The sequence below is a fragment of the Burkholderia contaminans genome (genome assembly GCF_029633825.1).
Lineage (GTDB): Bacteria > Pseudomonadota > Gammaproteobacteria > Burkholderiales > Burkholderiaceae > Burkholderia > Burkholderia contaminans.
In genome coordinates, this window is sequence record NZ_CP090640.1 from 1,340,098 (window position 1) to 1,358,527 (window position 18,430).

Sequence of the window (18,430 nt, forward strand, 5' to 3'; positions counted from 1 at the left end):
GCGCGGCACGCGCGGCCCGGCTGGCCGACATTACGCCGTCAGCGCGGCGGGCATCAGCGATTCGATGAACTTCGTGGTACGACGCGCCTGGCGCTTCATCGCGTAGTCGAATACCGCGGCCTGCTCCTGCAGCATCTCGGCGATGATCGTCGAGTGGTCGGCCGGCGGCAGCGACAGGTACGCATCGGCTTCGCCGTACGCGTACTCGATCCGCATCCCGGATTTCTTCGCGATGTGCATCATCGTCGCGTTACGCGACAGGCAGTGCATGTACAGCATCGTCACGTGCGTGTTGCGGCTGCGGATCGCCGCGCGCTCGAACAGCTTCGAGCCGACGCCGCGGCCGCGTGCGCTTTCGAGCACCGACACGCCGAATTCGGCCGTGCGCTTGTCGCCCTCGGCCGGCAGGTAGGCCAGGTGGCCGACGCCGATCAGTTCGAGGTCGTGGTCGAATACACCGAACACGGTGTCGCGGCCGAAGTCGATCGTGCGGACGTAGTTCTCGATCACGTGGTCGGGCACCATCTGGCCGAAGCGCAGCAGGCGATCCTCTTCGTCGAGCGAGAGAAAGTGGGTGAGCATCTGCTCACGGTCTTTGGAAGCCAGTTCCCTGACGAGAACCGGCGCACTGCCGACCGTGCCGACGACTTCGGCTGGGCCGTTGAATTGCGTGTTCATCGTGGGTTCCTCAGTGTGTGGCTGCACAAACGGGTTGTGCAATGCAACAGCATTTTACCCGACGAGGGTTGGGGAAAACCCGTATTTGACGTTATTTGTGCCGAGGGGAAATTCTAAAACCGCTTAGTTAATCCTGTATGTATTTGATTTTTAATGGATTTAAAATTCATCATATGAAACGCACGACGGGCGGTCGCAGTGTACCCGTCGCGCAACGCATGCTGCTGCGCGGCAATCAGGCCGCCGTCGACAGCCCACGTTCGATCAGGTCGATCACCTGCTCGGCGAAGTCGCGGTAGCCGAGGCGGCCGCCCGGCTTCAGCCATGTGAACGTCCAGTTGATCATCCCGAACACCATCATCGTCACCGATGTCTGGTTTTCCTTCGAGATGCGGTCCGGGTACGCGCGTGCGAGCTGGCGCGTGAATGCCGCGACGATGTCGCGCTGGCGGTCGAGCACGATTTCGCGCTGTGCGTCCTCCAGATACTTCACGTCGTTGAGCAGCGCGACGTGCCGGCTGTGCGACGTCTCGTACTCGGCGAGGAACGCGCGCACGAGCTCGGCGAACGCGTCGCGCTCGCTGAGGCCACGCCGCTGGCTCGCCCCTTCGACCTCGGCGATGATCAGCATCAGCCGTTTCGTGTAGCGGTCGAGCAGGTCGAACAGGATCGCTTCCTTGCTCTCGTAATAGTGATAGAGGCGCGCCTTCGACGTGCCGCTCGCGGTCGCGAGATCGGACATCGACGTGCTCGGGTAGCTCGTCTGCGCGAATTTCTCGGCGGCCAGATCGAGGATCTGCTCGCGCTGGGATTCGTGGTCGGGCGCTCGGGTACGGGCCATGGTCGAATGCGGAAGATTAGCGGTGCGGGGTGGCCGTGCGGGCTGCGCGCACCTGCGTGGAAGAGAGGGCGTCGGGCGCGTCGTCCTGCAGCTCGAGCCGGCCGGCTGCCGCGAGTTCGCGGCAGCGCCACCAGGCGATCGAGTCGCTGACGAACAGCCCGCCGCGGTCGGCGTCAGCCATGATGCTGCCGACGAGGCGCGCCGCAGGCCGCCAGTCGGCTTCCGCACGCGCGATGATCAGCGCGTCGAGGTCCTCATAGTAGCCGCTCTTGATGGTGTTGCTGACCCAGTAGCGCAGCTCGGCGTTCAGGTGCTTCGCCTCCTGCCATTCGAGCGCGAGGCGGCCGATGCGCAGCACCGAGATCGGTGCGGCCACCGGGCGCTTGCGCGCCAGCTCGGCCGGCGAGAACATCCCGGTCGCACACGCCTGGTCGGTGCGCGATAGCGCCGCGCGTTGCGCCGAGTCGAGATCGGCGGCCGACAGCCGCACTTCGTTCAGGCGCTGCGGGACGTTGCGCAGGTGATAGGCGACGCGGCGCAGCAGCAGTTTGTCGCCGACGCTCGGCGCATGCCACACGACTACCTGGTCCGTATCGGTCGCGAGCTGGTCGAGGCGCGCGAATTCGCCTTCGATCTCTGCATTCCAGTCGGGAATCTGGTCGCCGAGCACGCGCTGCCAGAAGGCTGCGCGCGTGTCGGGCGTCTCGTCGGCGCCCTTGAGCGGCCCGACGCCGAGATCGTCGAGCAATCCGACGACGCGCTCGTCGCGTCCGGCTTGCGCAAGTGCCTCGCGCAGCGACGCGGCGGCGGTGCCGCCCTGAATCACATGAATGGTACTCATCGGCCTGTCGTCAACAAAAGAAAACCGCCGGCCGGGCGGACGTTGCGATGTCCAGCCGGCCGGCGGCCCCTAGTGTAAGCGAGATGTGTGACGGCGAGAAACCGTCTGGCGCCGCGACGCGACGTCGCTCAACGCTCGTCGTAGCTCACGACGACCTTGTCGCTGATCGGGTGGCACTGGCAAGTGAGCACGAAGCCGTCCTTCACTTCATGCTCTTCGAGCGTGTAGTTCTTCTCCATCCGCACTTCGCCCTCGAGCACCTTCGCGCGGCACGTGCAGCATACGCCGCCCTTGCACGCGTACGGCAGCGCGAGGCCCGCGCGCAGGCCGACATCGAGCAGGCTCACGCCTTCGTATGGCAGGCGCAGCTTGCGCTTCTTGCCGTCGAGCACGATTTCCAGGTCGGCCGCCGGCGTCTGGTCGGTGATTTCGACGACCGGCGCACCGGCCTGCGGCAACGGCGTGCCGAAGCGCTCGACGTGCACCTTCGCCTGCGGCACGCCGGCGGCCTTCAGCGCGGCCTCGGCCGCATCCATCATCGGCGCGGGGCCGCAGATGAATGCCTCGTCGATCGCGTCGGCCGGCATCAGCGTGTCGAGGAATTCCGCGCATTTCGCCTGGTCGAGCACGCCGTTGAACAGCGCGACGTCCTGCTGGTCGTCCGACAGCACGTGATAGAGGACGAAGCGGCTCATGTAGCGGTTCTTCAGGTCCTCGAGCTCCTCCGCGAACATGATCGCGTCGACGCTGCGGTTGCCGTAGATCAGCGTGAACGTGCTGCGCGGCTCGAGTTCGAGCGTCGTCTTCACGATCGCGAGCACCGGCGTGATGCCGGAGCCGCCGGAAAACGCGATGTACTGCTTGCCGTGATCGGCGTTCAGGTGCGTGAAGAACCGGCCGTCCGGCGTCATCACGTCGATCGTGTGGCCCGGCTTGAGCGAGTCGAACGCGAAGTTCGAGAAGCGGCCGCCGCGCACCCGCTTGATGCCGATGCGCAGTTCGCCGTCACGATCGTAGTCTGTCGTGCCGACGCAGATCGAATACGAACGGCGCGTTTCCTCGCCGTCGATGTGGGTCTTCAGCGTGACGAACTGGCCCTGCGTGAAGCGGTACGCGTCGCGCAGCTCGGGCGGCACGTCGAAGGAGACGGTTACGGCGTCGGCGGTCTCGGGCCGCACGTCGCGGATACGCAGCGGATGAAATTGCGGGGTCGCCATATCGATTAATAGGGTTTGAAGTAGTCGAAGGGTTCGCGGCAGTCGACGCAGCGATACAGCGCCTTGCAGGCCGTGGACGCGAATTGCGCGAGACGCTCGGTACGGGCGGAGCCGCAGCGCGGGCACGCGGGTGCCGCGACCGGTCGCGGCACGAAGCGCACGACGTTTTCTCGCGGCGTGGCGATGCCGCACTGGCCGACCGGCGGCGCGATGCCGTACGCGCGCAGCTTGTCGCGCGCTTCCTGCGTGATCCAGTCGGTCGTCCACGCGGGCGCGAGCACCGTCTCGATCCGGTGCGGCGGGAGGTCGGCGGCCTGCAGCGCGGCCGCGATGTCCTCCGCGATCTGCGACATGGCCGGGCAGCCCGAGTAGGTCGGCGTGATCACGACTTCGAGCTGGCCGTCTTCCGCGCGGCGGACGTCGCGCAGGATGCCGAGCTCGCGGATCGACACGACCGGGATCTCGGGGTCGGGCACGGCTTCGAGCACGTCCCATGCGCGAGCGAGCAGCGGGTCGGCGTGGCGCGCGGCGGGCACGGCGTTGGCGGGGGCGGTCTGGACGGACATCGTCGGGCTCCGTGGCGGGGCGGCCGGTTACCAGCTCGCGCCGGGATGCTGGCGTGCGAGGCTTTGCAGTTCGGCGAGCAGGTAGCCCATGTGTTCCGAGTGCTCGCCCTGCTTGCCGGTCGTCACGTGCTGCACGGGGGCCGGCAGCGTGAGCGTCGCTTCCGCGAGCGCGTCGTCCACGTCCGCGCGCCATGCTGCTTCGAGCGTGGCCGGGGCGGGGGCGATGCCCTCGGCGGCGACCGCGTCATCGATCGCATCGGCGGCGAAGAATTCGCGCGTGTACGGCGTCAGGTAGTCGAGCGCGCGCTGAGCGCGACGGTGCGATTCGTCGGTGCCGTCGCCGAGGCGAACGAGCCACTCGCGTGCGTGCTGCACGTGATAGCGGGTCTCCTTCACCGATTTCGCGGCGATCGCGGCGAGCTGCGTGTCGGTCGACGTTTCGAGCGCGTTCCACACGTGCAGCATCAGCACCGAGTACAGGAAGTTGCGCACGATCGTCACCGCGTAGTCCTTGTCGGCGTGCGCGGTGCCGGCGAGCGGGCCGTAGTGCGGCAGCTCGGCGAGCGTGAAGTTCGCGAACTCGCGCTCGGTACGGAAGTACGCGTAGTCGTCCTCGGTCTTCGTTGCGCCGGTGAGCTGGCGCTCGAGTTCGGCCGCATGCGTATACAGCATGCGCGCCTGGCCGATGAGGTCGAGGCTCATGTTGGTGAGCGCGATGTCTTCCTCGAGGATCGGGCCGTGGCCGCACCATTCGGCGTTGCGCTGACCGAGGATCAGCGTGTTGTCCGCGAGGCGCAGCACGTAGGAGAGGTGTTCGGGCGTGATCGTCATGGCGCGGGCGTTACATGTGGTTGACTTCGTCGGGCAGCGTATAGAACGTCGGGTGACGGTAGATCTTGTCGCCCGCCGGCTCGAACAGCTCGGCCTTCTCGCTCGGATCCGACGCGGTGATCGCCGACGACGGCACCACCCAGATGCTCACGCCTTCCTGGCGGCGCGTGTAGACGTCGCGCGCCATGCGCAGCGCCATCGACGCGTCGGCGGCGTGCAGGCTGCCGCAATGCTTGTGATCGAGCCCCTGCCTGCTGCGCACGAACACTTCCCAGATCGGCCATTCCTTGTTCATCACTTTCTCCTGAATCCTGAATTCGATGGTGTGCCGCTGCTCAGGCGGCGTGCTGTTCTGCGCGCGCGCGGCGCTTCGCTTCGTGGGCGAGGGCGGCTTCGCGTACCCATGCGCCGTCCTCATGCGCTTTCACGCGAGTCGCGAGGCGTTCCTTGTTGCACGGGCCGTCTCCGTTGACCACGCGCCAGAATTCGTCCCAGTCGATCGTGCCGTAGTCGTGATGGCCGCGCGCCTCGTTCCACTTCAGGTCGGGGTCGGGCAGCGTCACGCCAAGCACCTTCGCCTGGTCGACCGTCGCGTCGACGAACTTCTGCCGCAGGTCATCGTTCGTGATCCGCTTGATGCCCCATTTCGCGGACTGGTTGCTGTGGACCGAATCGGCGTCGCTCGGGCCGAACATCATCAGCACCGGCCACCACCAGCGGTTCACGGCCTGCTGAACCATCGCGCGTTGCGCGTCGGTGCCCTTCATCATCGACAACAGTGCGTCGAAGCCCTGGCGCTGGTGGAACGATTCTTCCTTGCACACGCGGATCATGGCGCGCGCGTACGGGCCGTACGTGCAGCGGCAAAGCGGGATCTGGTTCATGATCGCGGCGCCATCGACGAGCCAGCCGATCACGCCGACGTCCGCCCAGGTCGGCGTCGGGTAGTTGAAGATGCTCGAATATTTCGCCTTGCCGGCGTGCAGCGCGTCGATCAGCGAGTCGCGCGATACGCCGAGCGTTTCGGCCGCGCTATACAGATAGAGGCCGTGGCCGGCTTCGTCCTGGACCTTCGCGAGCAGGATCGCCTTGCGCTTCAGGCTCGGCGCGCGCGAGATCCAGTTGCCTTCGGGCAGCATGCCCACGACTTCCGAATGCGCGTGCTGCGAGATCTGGCGTACCAGCGTCTTGCGATAGGCGTCGGGCATCCAGTCCTGCGGTTCGATCTTGCCGTCGGCGGCCATGACCGCATCGAACCGCGCCTGCTCGGGCGACTCGGCTGCGGCGTCGAGCGGCGCGACGTTGCCGGGGATGTCGAGGGATTGCGTGTACATGGCGAGGCTCTCGTCCGGTTGAATGTGTGCGAAGTATAAACCAACCGACCGGTCGGTTAATAAATTTGTTGTGGATTTGCGGCGAGACTCGGGTAAACGAGGGACGTCGGGGTGCGATCGGAGGGTGTGATGGTGGTCCGGCGCGTGGGGTTCGCGTCTTCTGCGGCACAATGCCCGCTTTCCGACGAGGATTTTGCCGATGTCATTTCGAAGCAGTATCGCCGCAGTCGTGCTGGGTGCGGCCGTCTTTGTCTCGCCGCCCGTGGCGTCGGCTTCGGCTGCGCCGGCCGGATGGGTGGCGGCGTGGGCGACCGCGCTGCAGCCTATTCCCGATCTTGCCGCACCGCCGCCGCTCTATCGCGCGCCCGACGTGGCTGGACGGGCCGTGCGCCAGATCGTCTACCCGACGGTGTCGGGGCGTGCTGCGCGGATCCGCATCAGCAATGCCTACTCCCGTGCGCCGCTGGTCGTGGTGGCGGCGAGCCTCGCGCGCGCAGGCGAAGGGGCGGCGCTTGCCGGCGCGGCGGTGCCGGTCCGGTTCGGCGGCAAGGCGTCGGTGACGCTTGCGCCGGGCCAGGAGCTCGAAAGCGATCCGGTGGCGATCGACGTGGCGGCCGGGCGACCTTATGCGATCAGCCTCCAAATGGGGGCAAACCAGCGGATGACGGTCTGGCACCGCGTGTCGAACCAGTTCAATTACGTGTCTGCACCCGGTGATCACGTGAGTGATCCGGGCGCCGCGCTGTTCCGCACTCGCTTTACTCAATATGCATGGGTGAGCGAGCTCGCGGTCGAGGCTGGTTCGGCGCGCGCGAGCGTAGCGGCGATCGGCGATTCGATTACCGACGGGCTGCGCTCGAGCGTGAACCGGAACCGCCGCTGGCCGGACGCACTGGCGCGTCGACTGACCGCCTCTGGGGCGGAGTCGATCGGCGTCGCGAATCTTGGGATCAGCGGGAACCGGCTGCTCAGCGATTCGGCGTGCTACGGCACGTCGATGGCCTCGCGGTTCGAGCGCGATGCGCTGTCGCGTGCGGGGGTGAAGGCGGCGATCGTGCTGATCGGGATCAACGACATCAATTTCGCGGCGATGCCGCCGCGCGCGGGGCTCGATTGCGACCATCCGCATACGCAGGTCACGGCTGCATCCTTGATCGACGGCTACCGCCGGCTGATCGAAGCGGCGCACCGTCACGGCGTGAAGGTCTTCGGCGCGACGCTGACGCCGGCCGGGCTGCCGGCGGGGCGTGAGGCGACCCGCCTTGAGGTGAACCGATGGATCCGAAGCGGTGGCGGGTTCGACGGTGTGGCCGACTTCGATGCCGTGCTGCGCGATCCGGCGCGCCCGAGCGTGCTGCAGCGTCGATACGATAGCGGGGACGGCATTCATCCGAGCGACGCCGGCTACACGGCGATGGCCGACGCGGTGCCGGTCGAGCAGCTGCAGGCTGCGGTGGGCGGCAAGTGACGCACCGCTGTATATAGAGGGAAGTGTTGCCGGCAACGCGTAGGTCAGTGGCGCCATTTGGCACGTCGAGCCCGAAGCCCCCGTGCGCGTCAGCGCACGGGGGCTTTTTCAAAATATTTTCACAAAGGGGCTTGCGGAGTTGGGGGTGGGTGCTTAGAATCACGCCTCTTTCGCGCTAACGGAAACGCGGCGCGGGAGAGGGAAGCAAGGTTGGTGGAGCGCAGCAGTCTGAAGCGCGCAACCGGCCTGGAAGTTGAGCCCCGCAGTCGCAACGATGTAGTGTAAAAAGTTGTTGACGAACTGCGAAACACGGTTCATAATCTCGCTTCTCTGCTGCTGAAAACGCAGCGCTGCCGGGAAACACGAAGTTCCTCGCAGAATGCTCTTTAAAAATTAACAGCCGATAAGTGTGGGCGCTTGATGGCAGCGAGCTGATCCTCGGATCAGATAGCGAAAGTATCAAGAGTCTCACACTAAAGTAAGTCAGGTTTATGAAGTGATTCATATTCCTGTCAGCTTTGAGTGAGCGACCGGTTCTTAACTGAACCGAAAACAGTAACAGGTTTAAACTGAAGAGTTTGATCCTGGCTCAGATTGAACGCTGGCGGCATGCCTTACACATGCAAGTCGAACGGCAGCACGGGTGCTTGCACCTGGTGGCGAGTGGCGAACGGGTGAGTAATACATCGGAACATGTCCTGTAGTGGGGGATAGCCCGGCGAAAGCCGGATTAATACCGCATACGATCTACGGATGAAAGCGGGGGACCTTCGGGCCTCGCGCTATAGGGTTGGCCGATGGCTGATTAGCTAGTTGGTGGGGTAAAGGCCTACCAAGGCGACGATCAGTAGCTGGTCTGAGAGGACGACCAGCCACACTGGGACTGAGACACGGCCCAGACTCCTACGGGAGGCAGCAGTGGGGAATTTTGGACAATGGGCGAAAGCCTGATCCAGCAATGCCGCGTGTGTGAAGAAGGCCTTCGGGTTGTAAAGCACTTTTGTCCGGAAAGAAATCCTTGGCTCTAATACAGTCGGGGGATGACGGTACCGGAAGAATAAGCACCGGCTAACTACGTGCCAGCAGCCGCGGTAATACGTAGGGTGCGAGCGTTAATCGGAATTACTGGGCGTAAAGCGTGCGCAGGCGGTTTGCTAAGACCGATGTGAAATCCCCGGGCTCAACCTGGGAACTGCATTGGTGACTGGCAGGCTAGAGTATGGCAGAGGGGGGTAGAATTCCACGTGTAGCAGTGAAATGCGTAGAGATGTGGAGGAATACCGATGGCGAAGGCAGCCCCCTGGGCCAATACTGACGCTCATGCACGAAAGCGTGGGGAGCAAACAGGATTAGATACCCCGGTAGTCCACGCCCTAAACGATGTCAACTAGTTGTTGGGGATTCATTTCCTTAGTAACGTAGCTAACGCGTGAAGTTGACCGCCTGGGGAGTACGGTCGCAAGATTAAAACTCAAAGGAATTGACGGGGACCCGCACAAGCGGTGGATGATGTGGATTAATTCGATGCAACGCGAAAAACCTTACCTACCCTTGACATGGTCGGAATCCCGCTGAGAGGTGGGAGTGCTCGAAAGAGAACCGGCGCACAGGTGCTGCATGGCTGTCGTCAGCTCGTGTCGTGAGATGTTGGGTTAAGTCCCGCAACGAGCGCAACCCTTGTCCTTAGTTGCTACGCAAGAGCACTCTAAGGAGACTGCCGGTGACAAACCGGAGGAAGGTGGGGATGACGTCAAGTCCTCATGGCCCTTATGGGTAGGGCTTCACACGTCATACAATGGTCGGAACAGAGGGTTGCCAACCCGCGAGGGGGAGCTAATCCCAGAAAACCGATCGTAGTCCGGATTGCACTCTGCAACTCGAGTGCATGAAGCTGGAATCGCTAGTAATCGCGGATCAGCATGCCGCGGTGAATACGTTCCCGGTCTTGTACACACCGCCCGTCACACCATGGGAGTGGGTTTTACCAGAAGTGGCTAGTCTAACCGCAAGGAGGACGGTCACCACGGTAGGATTCATGACTGGGGTGAAGTCGTAACAAGGTAGCCGTATCGGAAGGTGCGGCTGGATCACCTCCTTTCCAGAGCTATCTCGCGAAGTTGAGCGCTCACGCTTATCGGCTGTAAATTTAAAGACAGACTCAGGGGTCTGTAGCTCAGTCGGTTAGAGCACCGTCTTGATAAGGCGGGGGTCGTTGGTTCGAATCCAACCAGACCCACCATTGTCTGGCGGTAGGTACCTGAGGTCATCTGTACTCAATGGGGGCATAGCTCAGCTGGGAGAGCACCTGCTTTGCAAGCAGGGGGTCGTCGGTTCGATCCCGTCTGCCTCCACCAATCTTCAATGACAAACATTCGAATGACGATTGTTCGAGTCTTTGTCATTGGCGATTGAGCCAGTCAGAGGATATCAACAGATATCGGCTGTCGTTCTTTAACAATCTGGAAGAAGTAAGTAATTTGGATAGCGGAAGCGTCTTGAGATGGACGTGAAAGTTATCCGGGTTGTGATTGTATCGATGTATCTCAAGATGATTCGAACTCTATGTTCGACTTAAATTGGAATACGGCACAACGCGAGAACTCAACCTGTAACGAGACAGACTCGTTATAGGGTCAAGCGAACAAGTGCATGTGGTGGATGCCTTGGCGATCACAGGCGATGAAGGACGCGGTAGCCTGCGAAAAGCTACGGGGAGCTGGCAAACGAGCTTTGATCCGTAGATGTCCGAATGGGGAAACCCACTCCTTTTGGAGTATCCATGGCTGAATACATAGGCCATGCGAAGCGAACGCGGTGAACTGAAACATCTAAGTAACCGCAGGAAAAGAAATCAACCGAGATTCCCAAAGTAGTGGCGAGCGAAATGGGATGAGCCTTGCACTCTTTATTTGTATTGTTAGCCGAACGCTCTGGAAAGTGCGGCCATAGCAGGTGATAGCCCTGTAGGCGAAAACAGTATGAAAGAACTAGGTGTGCGACAAGTAGGGCGGGACACGTGAAATCCTGTCTGAAGATGGGGGGACCATCCTCCAAGGCTAAATACTCGTGATCGACCGATAGTGAACCAGTACCGTGAGGGAAAGGCGAAAAGAACCCCGGGAGGGGAGTGAAATAGATCCTGAAACCGCATGCATACAAACAGTCGGAGCCTCGTAAGGGGTGACGGCGTACCTTTTGTATAATGGGTCAGCGACTTACGTTCAGTAGCAAGCTTAACCGTATAGGGCAGGCGTAGCGAAAGCGAGTCCGAATAGGGCGTTCAGTTGCTGGGCGTAGACCCGAAACCAGGTGATCTATCCATGGCCAGGATGAAGGTGCGGTAACACGTACTGGAGGTCCGAACCCACTAACGTTGAAAAGTTAGGGGATGAGCTGTGGATAGGGGTGAAAGGCTAAACAAACCTGGAAATAGCTGGTTCTCTCCGAAAACTATTTAGGTAGTGCCTCGTGTCTCACCTTCGGGGGTAGAGCACTGTCATGGTTGGGGGGTCTATTGCAGATTACCCCGCCATAGCAAACTCCGAATACCGAAGAGTGCAATCACGGGAGACAGACATCGGGTGCTAACGTCCGGTGTCAAGAGGGAAACAACCCAGACCGCCAGCTAAGGTCCCCAAATATAGCTAAGTGGGAAACGAAGTGGGAAGGCTAAAACAGTCAGGAGGTTGGCTTAGAAGCAGCCACCCTTTAAAGAAAGCGTAATAGCTCACTGATCGAGTCGTCCTGCGCGGAAGATGTAACGGGGCTAAGCTATATACCGAAGCTGCGGATGCGTGCTTAGCACGCATGGTAGGAGAGCGTTCCGTAAGCCTGCGAAGGTGCCTTGTAAAGGGTGCTGGAGGTATCGGAAGTGCGAATGCTGACATGAGTAGCGATAAAGGGGGTGAAAGGCCCCCTCGCCGTAAGCCCAAGGTTTCCTACGCAACGTTCATCGGCGTAGGGTGAGTCGGCCCCTAAGGCGAGGCAGAAATGCGTAGCTGATGGGAAGCAGGTCAATATTCCTGCACCATTGTTAGATGCGATGGGGACGGATCGCGGAAGGTTGTCCGGGTGTTGGAAGTCCCGGTCGCTGCATTGGAGAAGGCGCTTAGGCAAATCCGGGCGCGGAATTCAAGGGTGTGGCGCGAGCTCCTTAGGGAGCGAAGCAATTGGAAGTGGTTCCAAGAAAAGCCTCTAAGCTTCAGTCTAACGATGACCGTACCGCAAACCGACACAGGTGGGCGAGATGAGTATTCTAAGGCGCTTGAGAGAACTCGGGAGAAGGAACTCGGCAAATTGGTACCGTAACTTCGGGATAAGGTACGCCCTTAGCTTGACTGGCTTGCGCCAGAAGGGTGAAGGGGTTGCAATAAACTGGTGGCTGCGACTGTTTAATAAAACACAGCACTCTGCAAACACGAAAGTGGACGTATAGGGTGTGACGCCTGCCCGGTGCCGGAAGATTAAATGATGGGGTGCAAGCTCTTGATTGAAGTCCCGGTAAACGGCGGCCGTAACTATAACGGTCCTAAGGTAGCGAAATTCCTTGTCGGGTAAGTTCCGACCTGCACGAATGGCGTAACGATGGCCACACTGTCTCCTCCCGAGACTCAGCGAAGTTGAAGTGTTTGTGATGATGCAATCTACCCGCGGCTAGACGGAAAGACCCCATGAACCTTTACTGTAGCTTTGCATTGGACTTTGAACCGATCTGTGTAGGATAGGTGGGAGGCTATGAAACCGGAACGCTAGTTTCGGTGGAGCCGTCCTTGAAATACCACCCTGGTTTGTTTGAGGTTCTAACCTTGGCCCGTGATCCGGGTCGGGGACAGTGCATGGTAGGCAGTTTGACTGGGGCGGTCTCCTCCCAAAGCGTAACGGAGGAGTACGAAGGTACGCTAGGTACGGTCGGAAATCGTGCTGATAGTGCAATGGCATAAGCGTGCTTAACTGCGAGACCGACAAGTCGAGCAGGTGCGAAAGCAGGTCATAGTGATCCGGTGGTTCTGTATGGAAGGGCCATCGCTCAACGGATAAAAGGTACTCTGGGGATAACAGGCTGATACCGCCCAAGAGTTCATATCGACGGCGGTGTTTGGCACCTCGATGTCGGCTCATCTCATCCTGGGGCTGTAGCCGGTCCCAAGGGTATGGCTGTTCGCCATTTAAAGAGGTACGTGAGCTGGGTTTAAAACGTCGTGAGACAGTTTGGTCCCTATCTGCCGTGGGCGTTGGATATTTGAAGGGGGCTGCTCCTAGTACGAGAGGACCGGAGTGGACGAACCTCTGGTGTACCGGTTGTCACGCCAGTGGCATCGCCGGGTAGCTATGTTCGGAAGAGATAACCGCTGAAAGCATCTAAGCGGGAAACTCGCCTTAAGATGAGATATCCCTGGGGACTAGATCCCCTTGAAGGGTCGTTCGAGACCAGGACGTTGATAGGTCAGGTGTGTAAGCGCAGTAATGCGTTCAGCTAACTGATACTAATTGCCCGTAAGGCTTGATCCTATAACAAGTCTGCCTTGTAGATCGGCGCCGTGCGATAGCACTGGCTGCGATCCAAAGCGACAAGTTGGATTCTCGTGTGTGATACACACAACCTAAATTACTGCTTCTTCCAGGATTGGTTGCGCTGCGAAGCCAGCGCAACAACCCTCTTTGCCTGATGACCATAGCGAGTCGGTCCCACCCCTTCCCATCCCGAACAGGACCGTGAAACGACTCTACGCCGATGATAGTGCGGATTCCCGTGTGAAAGTAGGTAATCGTCAGGCTCCCTAAGCCAAGAACCCCCGCCCGAAAGGCGGGGGTTTTTGCATTGGCGCGGCAGAAATGCATGGGGGCGGGATGACGGCCTGGCTGGAGCTGCAGCGCCGAATGCGCCGATCTAGGCATCTACCACTCTCGAGCAATTCGCAGCTCTCTGCGCGGCTGATGAAACCGATCGAGCTGGCGTCGCACTCGTGGCTGGCGCTGGCCGAAGCCCACATTCAAACATCCACCCTCCCGCTGTACCTCTCGGCGTAGATTTGAGCGTCGCGGGCTGTGGCCCGGTGTGGCATCACCAACCCGTCGATTGCTGCCTATCGAGGCCCGTTCGTCAGCGTATTGAGCTCATCCACGCCTTAAAATCACCATTGCGATTCCGTGCCGATCGAGCATGTTCCGCGGCCTCCGTTACCGCGTGAACCGTCAGCAAGACCCGGGTAACGGGTTGCCTCTATCGGACGTTCCGGGCGTGTTCTTGCCGCGAGCGCTGAGCGACTGTTACCCATCGAGCGAGTGAAGACGGATGCGCCCAGGATGACATCGTGAAGTTATCCAGAGTTGTTCGCGTCTCAATTCCTTGCATCTTCGCACAAGTCGACGCATTCGAAGAAACGGGCACACGTAACCAGTCGGAGCCAAAAATCGATGCGTAGCGCGAGCTGCGCGTCCGCGAGTTCATCGACCGGATAGCACCAGAAATCCGCGCTCTTTTGGGCGAGCACGAGTTGCCCATCGCGCAACACATGCTTCTTCGCGTGAATTGGCCGTGCGGCCAAAGCAGTCGCGCCCTTCGCCCACGAACGCGAAGTGTGTGCCGCCGGCGTCGACGCCGATCGCACCGTGCATGCGGTACTCGAATCGCGGAGTGCGGAGCCATCGACGGGCGAAAACCGGCACGGCATGTTCCGGCCTTGCTCTTGGATTGGCACGACCAACGCCGGGTGGCGAGCAGTAGATGCTGAAGACTGGATGTCGCATGCCGGCTTTCCTTCGTCGTCGTCGGACTGATGCGGAGCGGAAAACGCGCCGGCGTCTAACCCTGCGCAGGCATTGATGCTCAACTGCACGAGACGGGCATCGTACGGGCACGCGGGATGTCGCTTGTATGCCGAGGATTCGCTGCGATAGACCGACCAGTTACTGACGTTCGTCGGCTTGCACGACGGCAAGATGCAGTGGGCGGCACATTGCAGAATGTTCGCCGAGATCGCATGGCCAAGTCTGCGGGGCAGACCTGGGCGAGGTCGCTTATTGTCGGTGAGTAATGGCTGCAATGGATCGATGCAGGCCGGGCTGCCGAATTCACATTCGGGGGCGTTATAGCCGGCGCCGACGAGATACATGGACGCATCGTTGAGTAGCCACGCATATGCGATCGCATCTTGGCTTAACGGGGATGCCCCAGCGGAACCGACGTGCGCCGCGCCGAGGCCCCCGACATCCAGTGCGGGGCTTCAGTCGATCATATACTGGCTTGCACCACGGTTGCTGCCGGGCGTTCAGGAGCGTGGCTGTCAGCCAGCGTCTGCTGGCGGATCCTGATGGTCATACCTGGCGACGCCAGGCGCCCGACACAACGGCCGCATGCACGGTTAGAGCCATGAGGATCCGAACCGGAGGCGGGCAGTTGACCGGTGACGGTATCGCGCCTGTCGCTGAAGTCGGCAAAGGTCGGTCGCGCCCATGACTTCCGGTCGGCAGAGCCGGCCGCAGAGCCCGAAGCTGTTGCCCGGAAACGCATGAAAGGCTCGTCGTGTATATCGCCTGCAGGTGCGGCCACACAACGCGTGAGATCGCCGGCAGTATCCCGAAAAGTACCGGGGACGGATCATCGAATCCGCCCGGCACGAAATTTGCGGAAATTTTTCGTTTACCTGCTTGGCAGAGCGCGAAAGAGGTCGTATGATGGCGGTCTTTCGTTTTCAGCGAAGATGCAGATCGACGTTGAGGGCGAAGTCTGACGAAGATGTGGCACTGATCAGTAGGACCCATGCTTGCCTTAGCCGGGCAAGGGCGGGAGATCGGTGGTCAAGCAGGTGTCGGGAAGAAAGTGAAAATAATCTTCCGGGTCCGCTTGACAGAAGTGCGATGCACCCCCATAATCGTCAGTTCTCTACGGAGGGGTGCCCGAGTGGCTAAAGGGGGCAGACTGTAAATCTGTTGGCTTACGCCTACGTTGGTTCGAATCCAACCTCCTCCACCAAGATTATCAGCGCAGTGAGCGGTAAGGAATCGTTTGTGGCCCGTGCGGGTGTAGCTCAATGGTAGAGCAGAAGCCTTCCAAGCTTACGACGAGGGTTCGATTCCCTTCACCCGCTCCAGACCGCGAAGTTGAAGCGTAAAGCGCCCATGTGGCTCAGTGGTAGAGCACTCCCTTGGTAAGGGAGAGGTCGGCAGTTCGATCCTGCCCATGGGCACCAGCAGTAAAAAGTCAGTGTCTTGTTTGCGCGCGGCGCAACCTGTGAAATTCCTTCTGGGAGTCGAAAATGGCCAAGGGTAAATTTGAGCGGACCAAGCCGCACGTGAACGTTGGTACGATTGGTCACGTTGACCACGGCAAGACGACGCTGACGGCAGCGATCACGACGGTTCTGACGAAGAAGTTCGGCGGCGAAGCGAAGGCATACGACCAGATCGACGCGGCACCGGAAGAAAAGGCGCGCGGCATCACGATCAACACGGCACACGTCGAGTACGAAACGGCTAACCGCCACTACGCACACGTCGACTGCCCGGGCCACGCTGACTATGTGAAGAACATGATCACGGGCGCAGCGCAGATGGACGGCGCGATCCTGGTTTGCTCGGCAGCAGACGGCCCGATGCCGCAAACGCGCGAGCACATCCTGCTGGCACGTCAGGTTGGCGTTCCGTACATCATCGTGTTCCTGAACAAGTGCGACATGGTGGACGATGCTGAACTGCTCGAGCTGGTCGAGATGGAAGTTCGCGAACTCCTGTCGAAGTACGACTTCCCGGGCGACGACACGCCGATCGTGAAGGGTTCGGCGAAGCTGGCGCTGGAAGGCGACACGGGCGAGCTGGGCGAAGTGGCGATCATGAGCCGGCCGACGCGCTGGACACGTACATCCCGACGCCGGAGCGTGCAGTTGACGGCGCGTTCCTGATGCCGGTTGAAGACGTGTTCTCGATCTCGGGCCGTGGTACGGTCGTGACGGGTCGCGTTGAGCGCGGCATCGTGAAGGTCGGCGAAGAAATCGAAATCGTCGGTATCAAGCCGACGGTGAAGACGACCTGCACGGGCGTTGAAATGTTCCGCAAGCTGCTGGACCAAGGTCAAGCGGGCGACAACGTTGGTATCCTGCTGCGCGGCACGAAGCGTGAAGACGTGGAGCGTGGCCAGGTTCTGGCGAAGCCGGGTTCGATCACGCCGCACACGCACTTCACGGCTGAAGTGTACGTGCTGAGCAAGGACGAAGGCGGCCGTCACACGCCGTTCTTCAACAACTACCGTCCGCAGTTCTACTTCCGTACGACGGACGTGACGGGCTCGATCGAGCTGCCGAAGGACAAGGAAATGGTGATGCCGGGCGACAACGTGTCGATCACGGTGAAGCTGATCGCTCCGATCGCGATGGAAGAAGGTCTGCGCTTCGCAATCCGCGAAGGCGGCCGTACGGTCGGCGCCGGCGTCGTCGCCAAGATCATCGAGTAAGCCAGTTATTCGTTGATCGACAGTTTTGGGGCTGGCAACAGCCAGCCCCAGCATGGTTTAGGGGTATAGCTCAACTGGCAGAGCGTCGGTCTCCAAAACCGAAGGTTGGGGGTTCGATTCCCTCTGCCCCTGCCAAAAATAGCCACGTGTCCTACGTGGCATTTGTTTTAAGGTGTTATGGCGAATCCATCCGTCGAAACTGTAAATACCTCCGGCGATAAGCTGATGCTGGCCCTGGGCGTATTGTTGGTCTTGGCCGGATTCGTGGGCTTCTTCTGGCTGGCCAATCAGCAGTGGTATGTCCGCGGTGCCGCGTTGGCGGTAGGTATCATCGCCGGCGTGGCCGTCGGGCTGATGTCCGCACCTGGCAAGAGCCTCATCGCTTTTGCCAAGGATTCGTACAAGGAAGTCCGGAAGGTCGTTTGGCCCACCCGCAAGGAAGCAACGCAAACCACACTCGTCGTGTTCGGTTTCGTGCTCGTGATGGCGATTTTCCTCTGGTTGAGTGACAAATCGATCGAATGGGTGATTTTCTCGGCGATTCTGGGTTGGAAATGATATGAGCGATACTCCGGCATCCCCGAGCGGAAAGCGTTGGTACGTCGTGCACGCCTACTCCGGTATGGAGAAGAGCGTGCAACGTGCGCTTCAGGAGCGCATTGAACGTGCTGGCATGCAGGACAAATTCGGTCAGATCCTGGTTCCGACCGAAGAAGTGGTCGAAGTCAAAGGCGGCCACAAGGCAGTGACCGAGCGTCGTTTCTTCCCCGGCTACGTGCTGGTCGAGATGGAAATGACGGACGAAACGTGGCACCTCGTGAAGAACACCGCGAAGGTCACCGGTTTCGTCGGCGGTGCGCGTAACCGCCCGACCCCGATTTCCCCGAAGGAAGTCGAGAAGATCATGTCGCAGATGCAGGAAGGCGTTGAGAAGCCGCGCCCGAAGACCCTGTTCGAAGTCGGCGAGATGGTGCGTGTCAAGGAAGGCCCGTTCACGGACTTCAATGGCACCGTCGAAGAAGTCAACTACGAAAAATCGCGCGTGCGTGTGTCGGTCACTATCTTTGGTCGATCCACCCCGGTCGAACTTGAGTTCGGCCAGGTCGAAAAAGTTTGATCCCGATTCGGTGGGCAGCCTAGGCTGCCCACCTTCGCGCTTACGGCCCGCGTCATGGCCGTTGAGGAGCGTCAGTAGCCAGTGGCGAAAGC

The 18,430-nt window shown here is 60.6% G+C and carries 12 protein-coding genes, 6 tRNA genes, 3 rRNA genes and 1 pseudogene; 13 read left to right on the forward strand and 9 right to left on the reverse strand.

The window, feature by feature from the left end:
- Positions 1–30: 30 nt before the first annotated feature.
- The 8 genes from LXE91_RS06220 to paaA form a co-directional block, all read right to left on the reverse strand.
- Positions 31–678, reverse strand: coding sequence for a GNAT family N-acetyltransferase (locus tag LXE91_RS06220; RefSeq protein WP_039366876.1), 648 nt, complete (start codon positions 676–678; stop codon positions 31–33).
- A gap of 235 nt (positions 679–913) precedes the next feature.
- Positions 914–1,519: a TetR/AcrR family transcriptional regulator gene (locus LXE91_RS06225; protein WP_006482923.1), complete on the reverse strand. Its 606-nt coding sequence runs from the start codon at positions 1,517–1,519 to the stop codon at positions 914–916.
- A 16-nt stretch (positions 1,520–1,535) separates the two neighbouring features.
- Positions 1,536–2,360 (reverse strand): DUF1835 domain-containing protein, encoded by an 825-nt coding sequence (locus tag LXE91_RS06230; protein ID WP_039366879.1) that lies wholly within the window; start codon positions 2,358–2,360, stop codon positions 1,536–1,538.
- A gap of 128 nt (positions 2,361–2,488) precedes the next feature.
- Entirely contained in the window at positions 2,489–3,577 is a 1,089-nt protein-coding gene (paaE, locus tag LXE91_RS06235; RefSeq protein ID WP_039366883.1) for a 1,2-phenylacetyl-CoA epoxidase subunit PaaE, read from the reverse strand.
- 5 nt (positions 3,578–3,582) lie between these two features.
- Complete coding sequence (paaD, locus tag LXE91_RS06240; RefSeq protein WP_039366887.1) at positions 3,583–4,143, reverse strand: 1,2-phenylacetyl-CoA epoxidase subunit PaaD; 561 nt, start codon at positions 4,141–4,143, stop codon at positions 3,583–3,585.
- A 27-nt stretch (positions 4,144–4,170) separates the two neighbouring features.
- Complete coding sequence (paaC, locus tag LXE91_RS06245) at positions 4,171–4,974, reverse strand: 1,2-phenylacetyl-CoA epoxidase subunit PaaC (RefSeq protein ID WP_039366891.1); 804 nt, start codon at positions 4,972–4,974, stop codon at positions 4,171–4,173.
- Between the two features lie 10 nt (positions 4,975–4,984).
- Positions 4,985–5,269: a 1,2-phenylacetyl-CoA epoxidase subunit PaaB gene (gene paaB / locus LXE91_RS06250; protein ID WP_039366894.1), complete on the reverse strand. Its 285-nt coding sequence runs from the start codon at positions 5,267–5,269 to the stop codon at positions 4,985–4,987.
- 40 nt (positions 5,270–5,309) lie between these two features.
- Positions 5,310–6,308, reverse strand: coding sequence for a 1,2-phenylacetyl-CoA epoxidase subunit PaaA (gene paaA, locus LXE91_RS06255; protein WP_039366897.1), 999 nt, complete (start codon positions 6,306–6,308; stop codon positions 5,310–5,312).
- Between the two features lie 199 nt (positions 6,309–6,507).
- On the opposite strand from paaA, the gene LXE91_RS06260 reads away from it, so the two are divergent.
- From LXE91_RS06260 to rrf, 6 genes are all read left to right on the forward strand, one after another.
- A complete protein-coding gene (locus tag LXE91_RS06260; protein ID WP_039366900.1) occupies positions 6,508–7,776 on the forward strand; it encodes an SGNH/GDSL hydrolase family protein in 1,269 nt (422 codons plus the stop codon).
- A 566-nt stretch (positions 7,777–8,342) separates the two neighbouring features.
- Positions 8,343–9,874, forward strand: a 16S ribosomal RNA gene (locus LXE91_RS06265).
- A gap of 64 nt (positions 9,875–9,938) precedes the next feature.
- Positions 9,939–10,015 (forward strand) — tRNA-Ile (locus LXE91_RS06270).
- A gap of 39 nt (positions 10,016–10,054) precedes the next feature.
- A tRNA-Ala gene (locus LXE91_RS06275) sits at positions 10,055–10,130 on the forward strand.
- Positions 10,131–10,407: 277 nt separating this feature from the next.
- A 23S ribosomal RNA gene (locus LXE91_RS06280) occupies positions 10,408–13,284 on the forward strand.
- Positions 13,285–13,437: 153 nt separating this feature from the next.
- Positions 13,438–13,550, forward strand: a 5S ribosomal RNA gene (gene rrf, locus LXE91_RS06285).
- The 16S, 23S and 5S rRNA genes sit together here with 2 tRNA genes alongside, the layout of an rRNA operon.
- Before the next feature lie 564 nt (positions 13,551–14,114).
- On the opposite strand, the gene LXE91_RS06290 is transcribed toward rrf, so the two are convergent.
- Positions 14,115–14,888, reverse strand: coding sequence for a hypothetical protein (locus tag LXE91_RS06290; protein ID WP_135370748.1), 774 nt, complete (start codon positions 14,886–14,888; stop codon positions 14,115–14,117).
- A gap of 774 nt (positions 14,889–15,662) precedes the next feature.
- On the opposite strand from LXE91_RS06290, the gene LXE91_RS06295 reads away from it, so the two are divergent.
- The 7 genes and pseudogenes from LXE91_RS06295 (at position 15,663) to nusG (ending at position 18,338) form a co-directional block, all read left to right on the forward strand.
- Positions 15,663–15,748: transfer RNA gene (locus LXE91_RS06295), tRNA-Tyr, on the forward strand.
- A 44-nt stretch (positions 15,749–15,792) separates the two neighbouring features.
- Positions 15,793–15,866: transfer RNA gene (locus LXE91_RS06300), tRNA-Gly, on the forward strand.
- Positions 15,867–15,890: 24 nt separating this feature from the next.
- Positions 15,891–15,965, forward strand: a tRNA-Thr gene (locus tag LXE91_RS06305).
- A 66-nt stretch (positions 15,966–16,031) separates the two neighbouring features.
- A pseudogene (tuf, locus tag LXE91_RS06310) lies at positions 16,032–17,221 on the forward strand (elongation factor Tu).
- A gap of 59 nt (positions 17,222–17,280) precedes the next feature.
- A tRNA-Trp gene (locus LXE91_RS06315) sits at positions 17,281–17,356 on the forward strand.
- A 42-nt stretch (positions 17,357–17,398) separates the two neighbouring features.
- Positions 17,399–17,779 (forward strand): preprotein translocase subunit SecE, encoded by a 381-nt coding sequence (secE, locus tag LXE91_RS06320; protein ID WP_006482892.1) that lies wholly within the window; start codon positions 17,399–17,401, stop codon positions 17,777–17,779.
- Position 17,780: 1 nt separating this feature from the next.
- Positions 17,781–18,338, forward strand: a complete 558-nt coding sequence (gene nusG, locus LXE91_RS06325; protein WP_006400672.1) for a transcription termination/antitermination protein NusG — start codon at positions 17,781–17,783, stop codon at positions 18,336–18,338.
- Positions 18,339–18,430: the final 92 nt, after the last annotated feature.

Coding starts and splice junctions, on each gene's coding strand:
- LXE91_RS06220 (WP_039366876.1), bottom strand. CDS start 678: ATGAACACGCAATTCAACGGCCCAGCCGAAGTCGTCGGCACGGTCGGC.
- LXE91_RS06225 (WP_006482923.1), bottom strand. CDS start 1,519: ATGGCCCGTACCCGAGCGCCCGACCACGAATCCCAGCGCGAGCAGATC.
- LXE91_RS06230 (WP_039366879.1), bottom strand. CDS start 2,360: ATGAGTACCATTCATGTGATTCAGGGCGGCACCGCCGCCGCGTCGCTG.
- paaE (WP_039366883.1), bottom strand. CDS start 3,577: ATGGCGACCCCGCAATTTCATCCGCTGCGTATCCGCGACGTGCGGCCC.
- paaD (WP_039366887.1), bottom strand. CDS start 4,143: ATGTCCGTCCAGACCGCCCCCGCCAACGCCGTGCCCGCCGCGCGCCAC.
- paaC (WP_039366891.1), bottom strand. CDS start 4,974: ATGACGATCACGCCCGAACACCTCTCCTACGTGCTGCGCCTCGCGGAC.
- paaB (WP_039366894.1), bottom strand. CDS start 5,269: ATGAACAAGGAATGGCCGATCTGGGAAGTGTTCGTGCGCAGCAGGCAG.
- paaA (WP_039366897.1), bottom strand. CDS start 6,308: ATGTACACGCAATCCCTCGACATCCCCGGCAACGTCGCGCCGCTCGAC.
- LXE91_RS06260 (WP_039366900.1), top strand. CDS start 6,508: ATGTCATTTCGAAGCAGTATCGCCGCAGTCGTGCTGGGTGCGGCCGTC.
- LXE91_RS06290 (WP_135370748.1), bottom strand. CDS start 14,888: ATGTATCTCGTCGGCGCCGGCTATAACGCCCCCGAATGTGAATTCGGC.
- secE (WP_006482892.1), top strand. CDS start 17,399: ATGGCGAATCCATCCGTCGAAACTGTAAATACCTCCGGCGATAAGCTG.
- nusG (WP_006400672.1), top strand. CDS start 17,781: ATGAGCGATACTCCGGCATCCCCGAGCGGAAAGCGTTGGTACGTCGTG.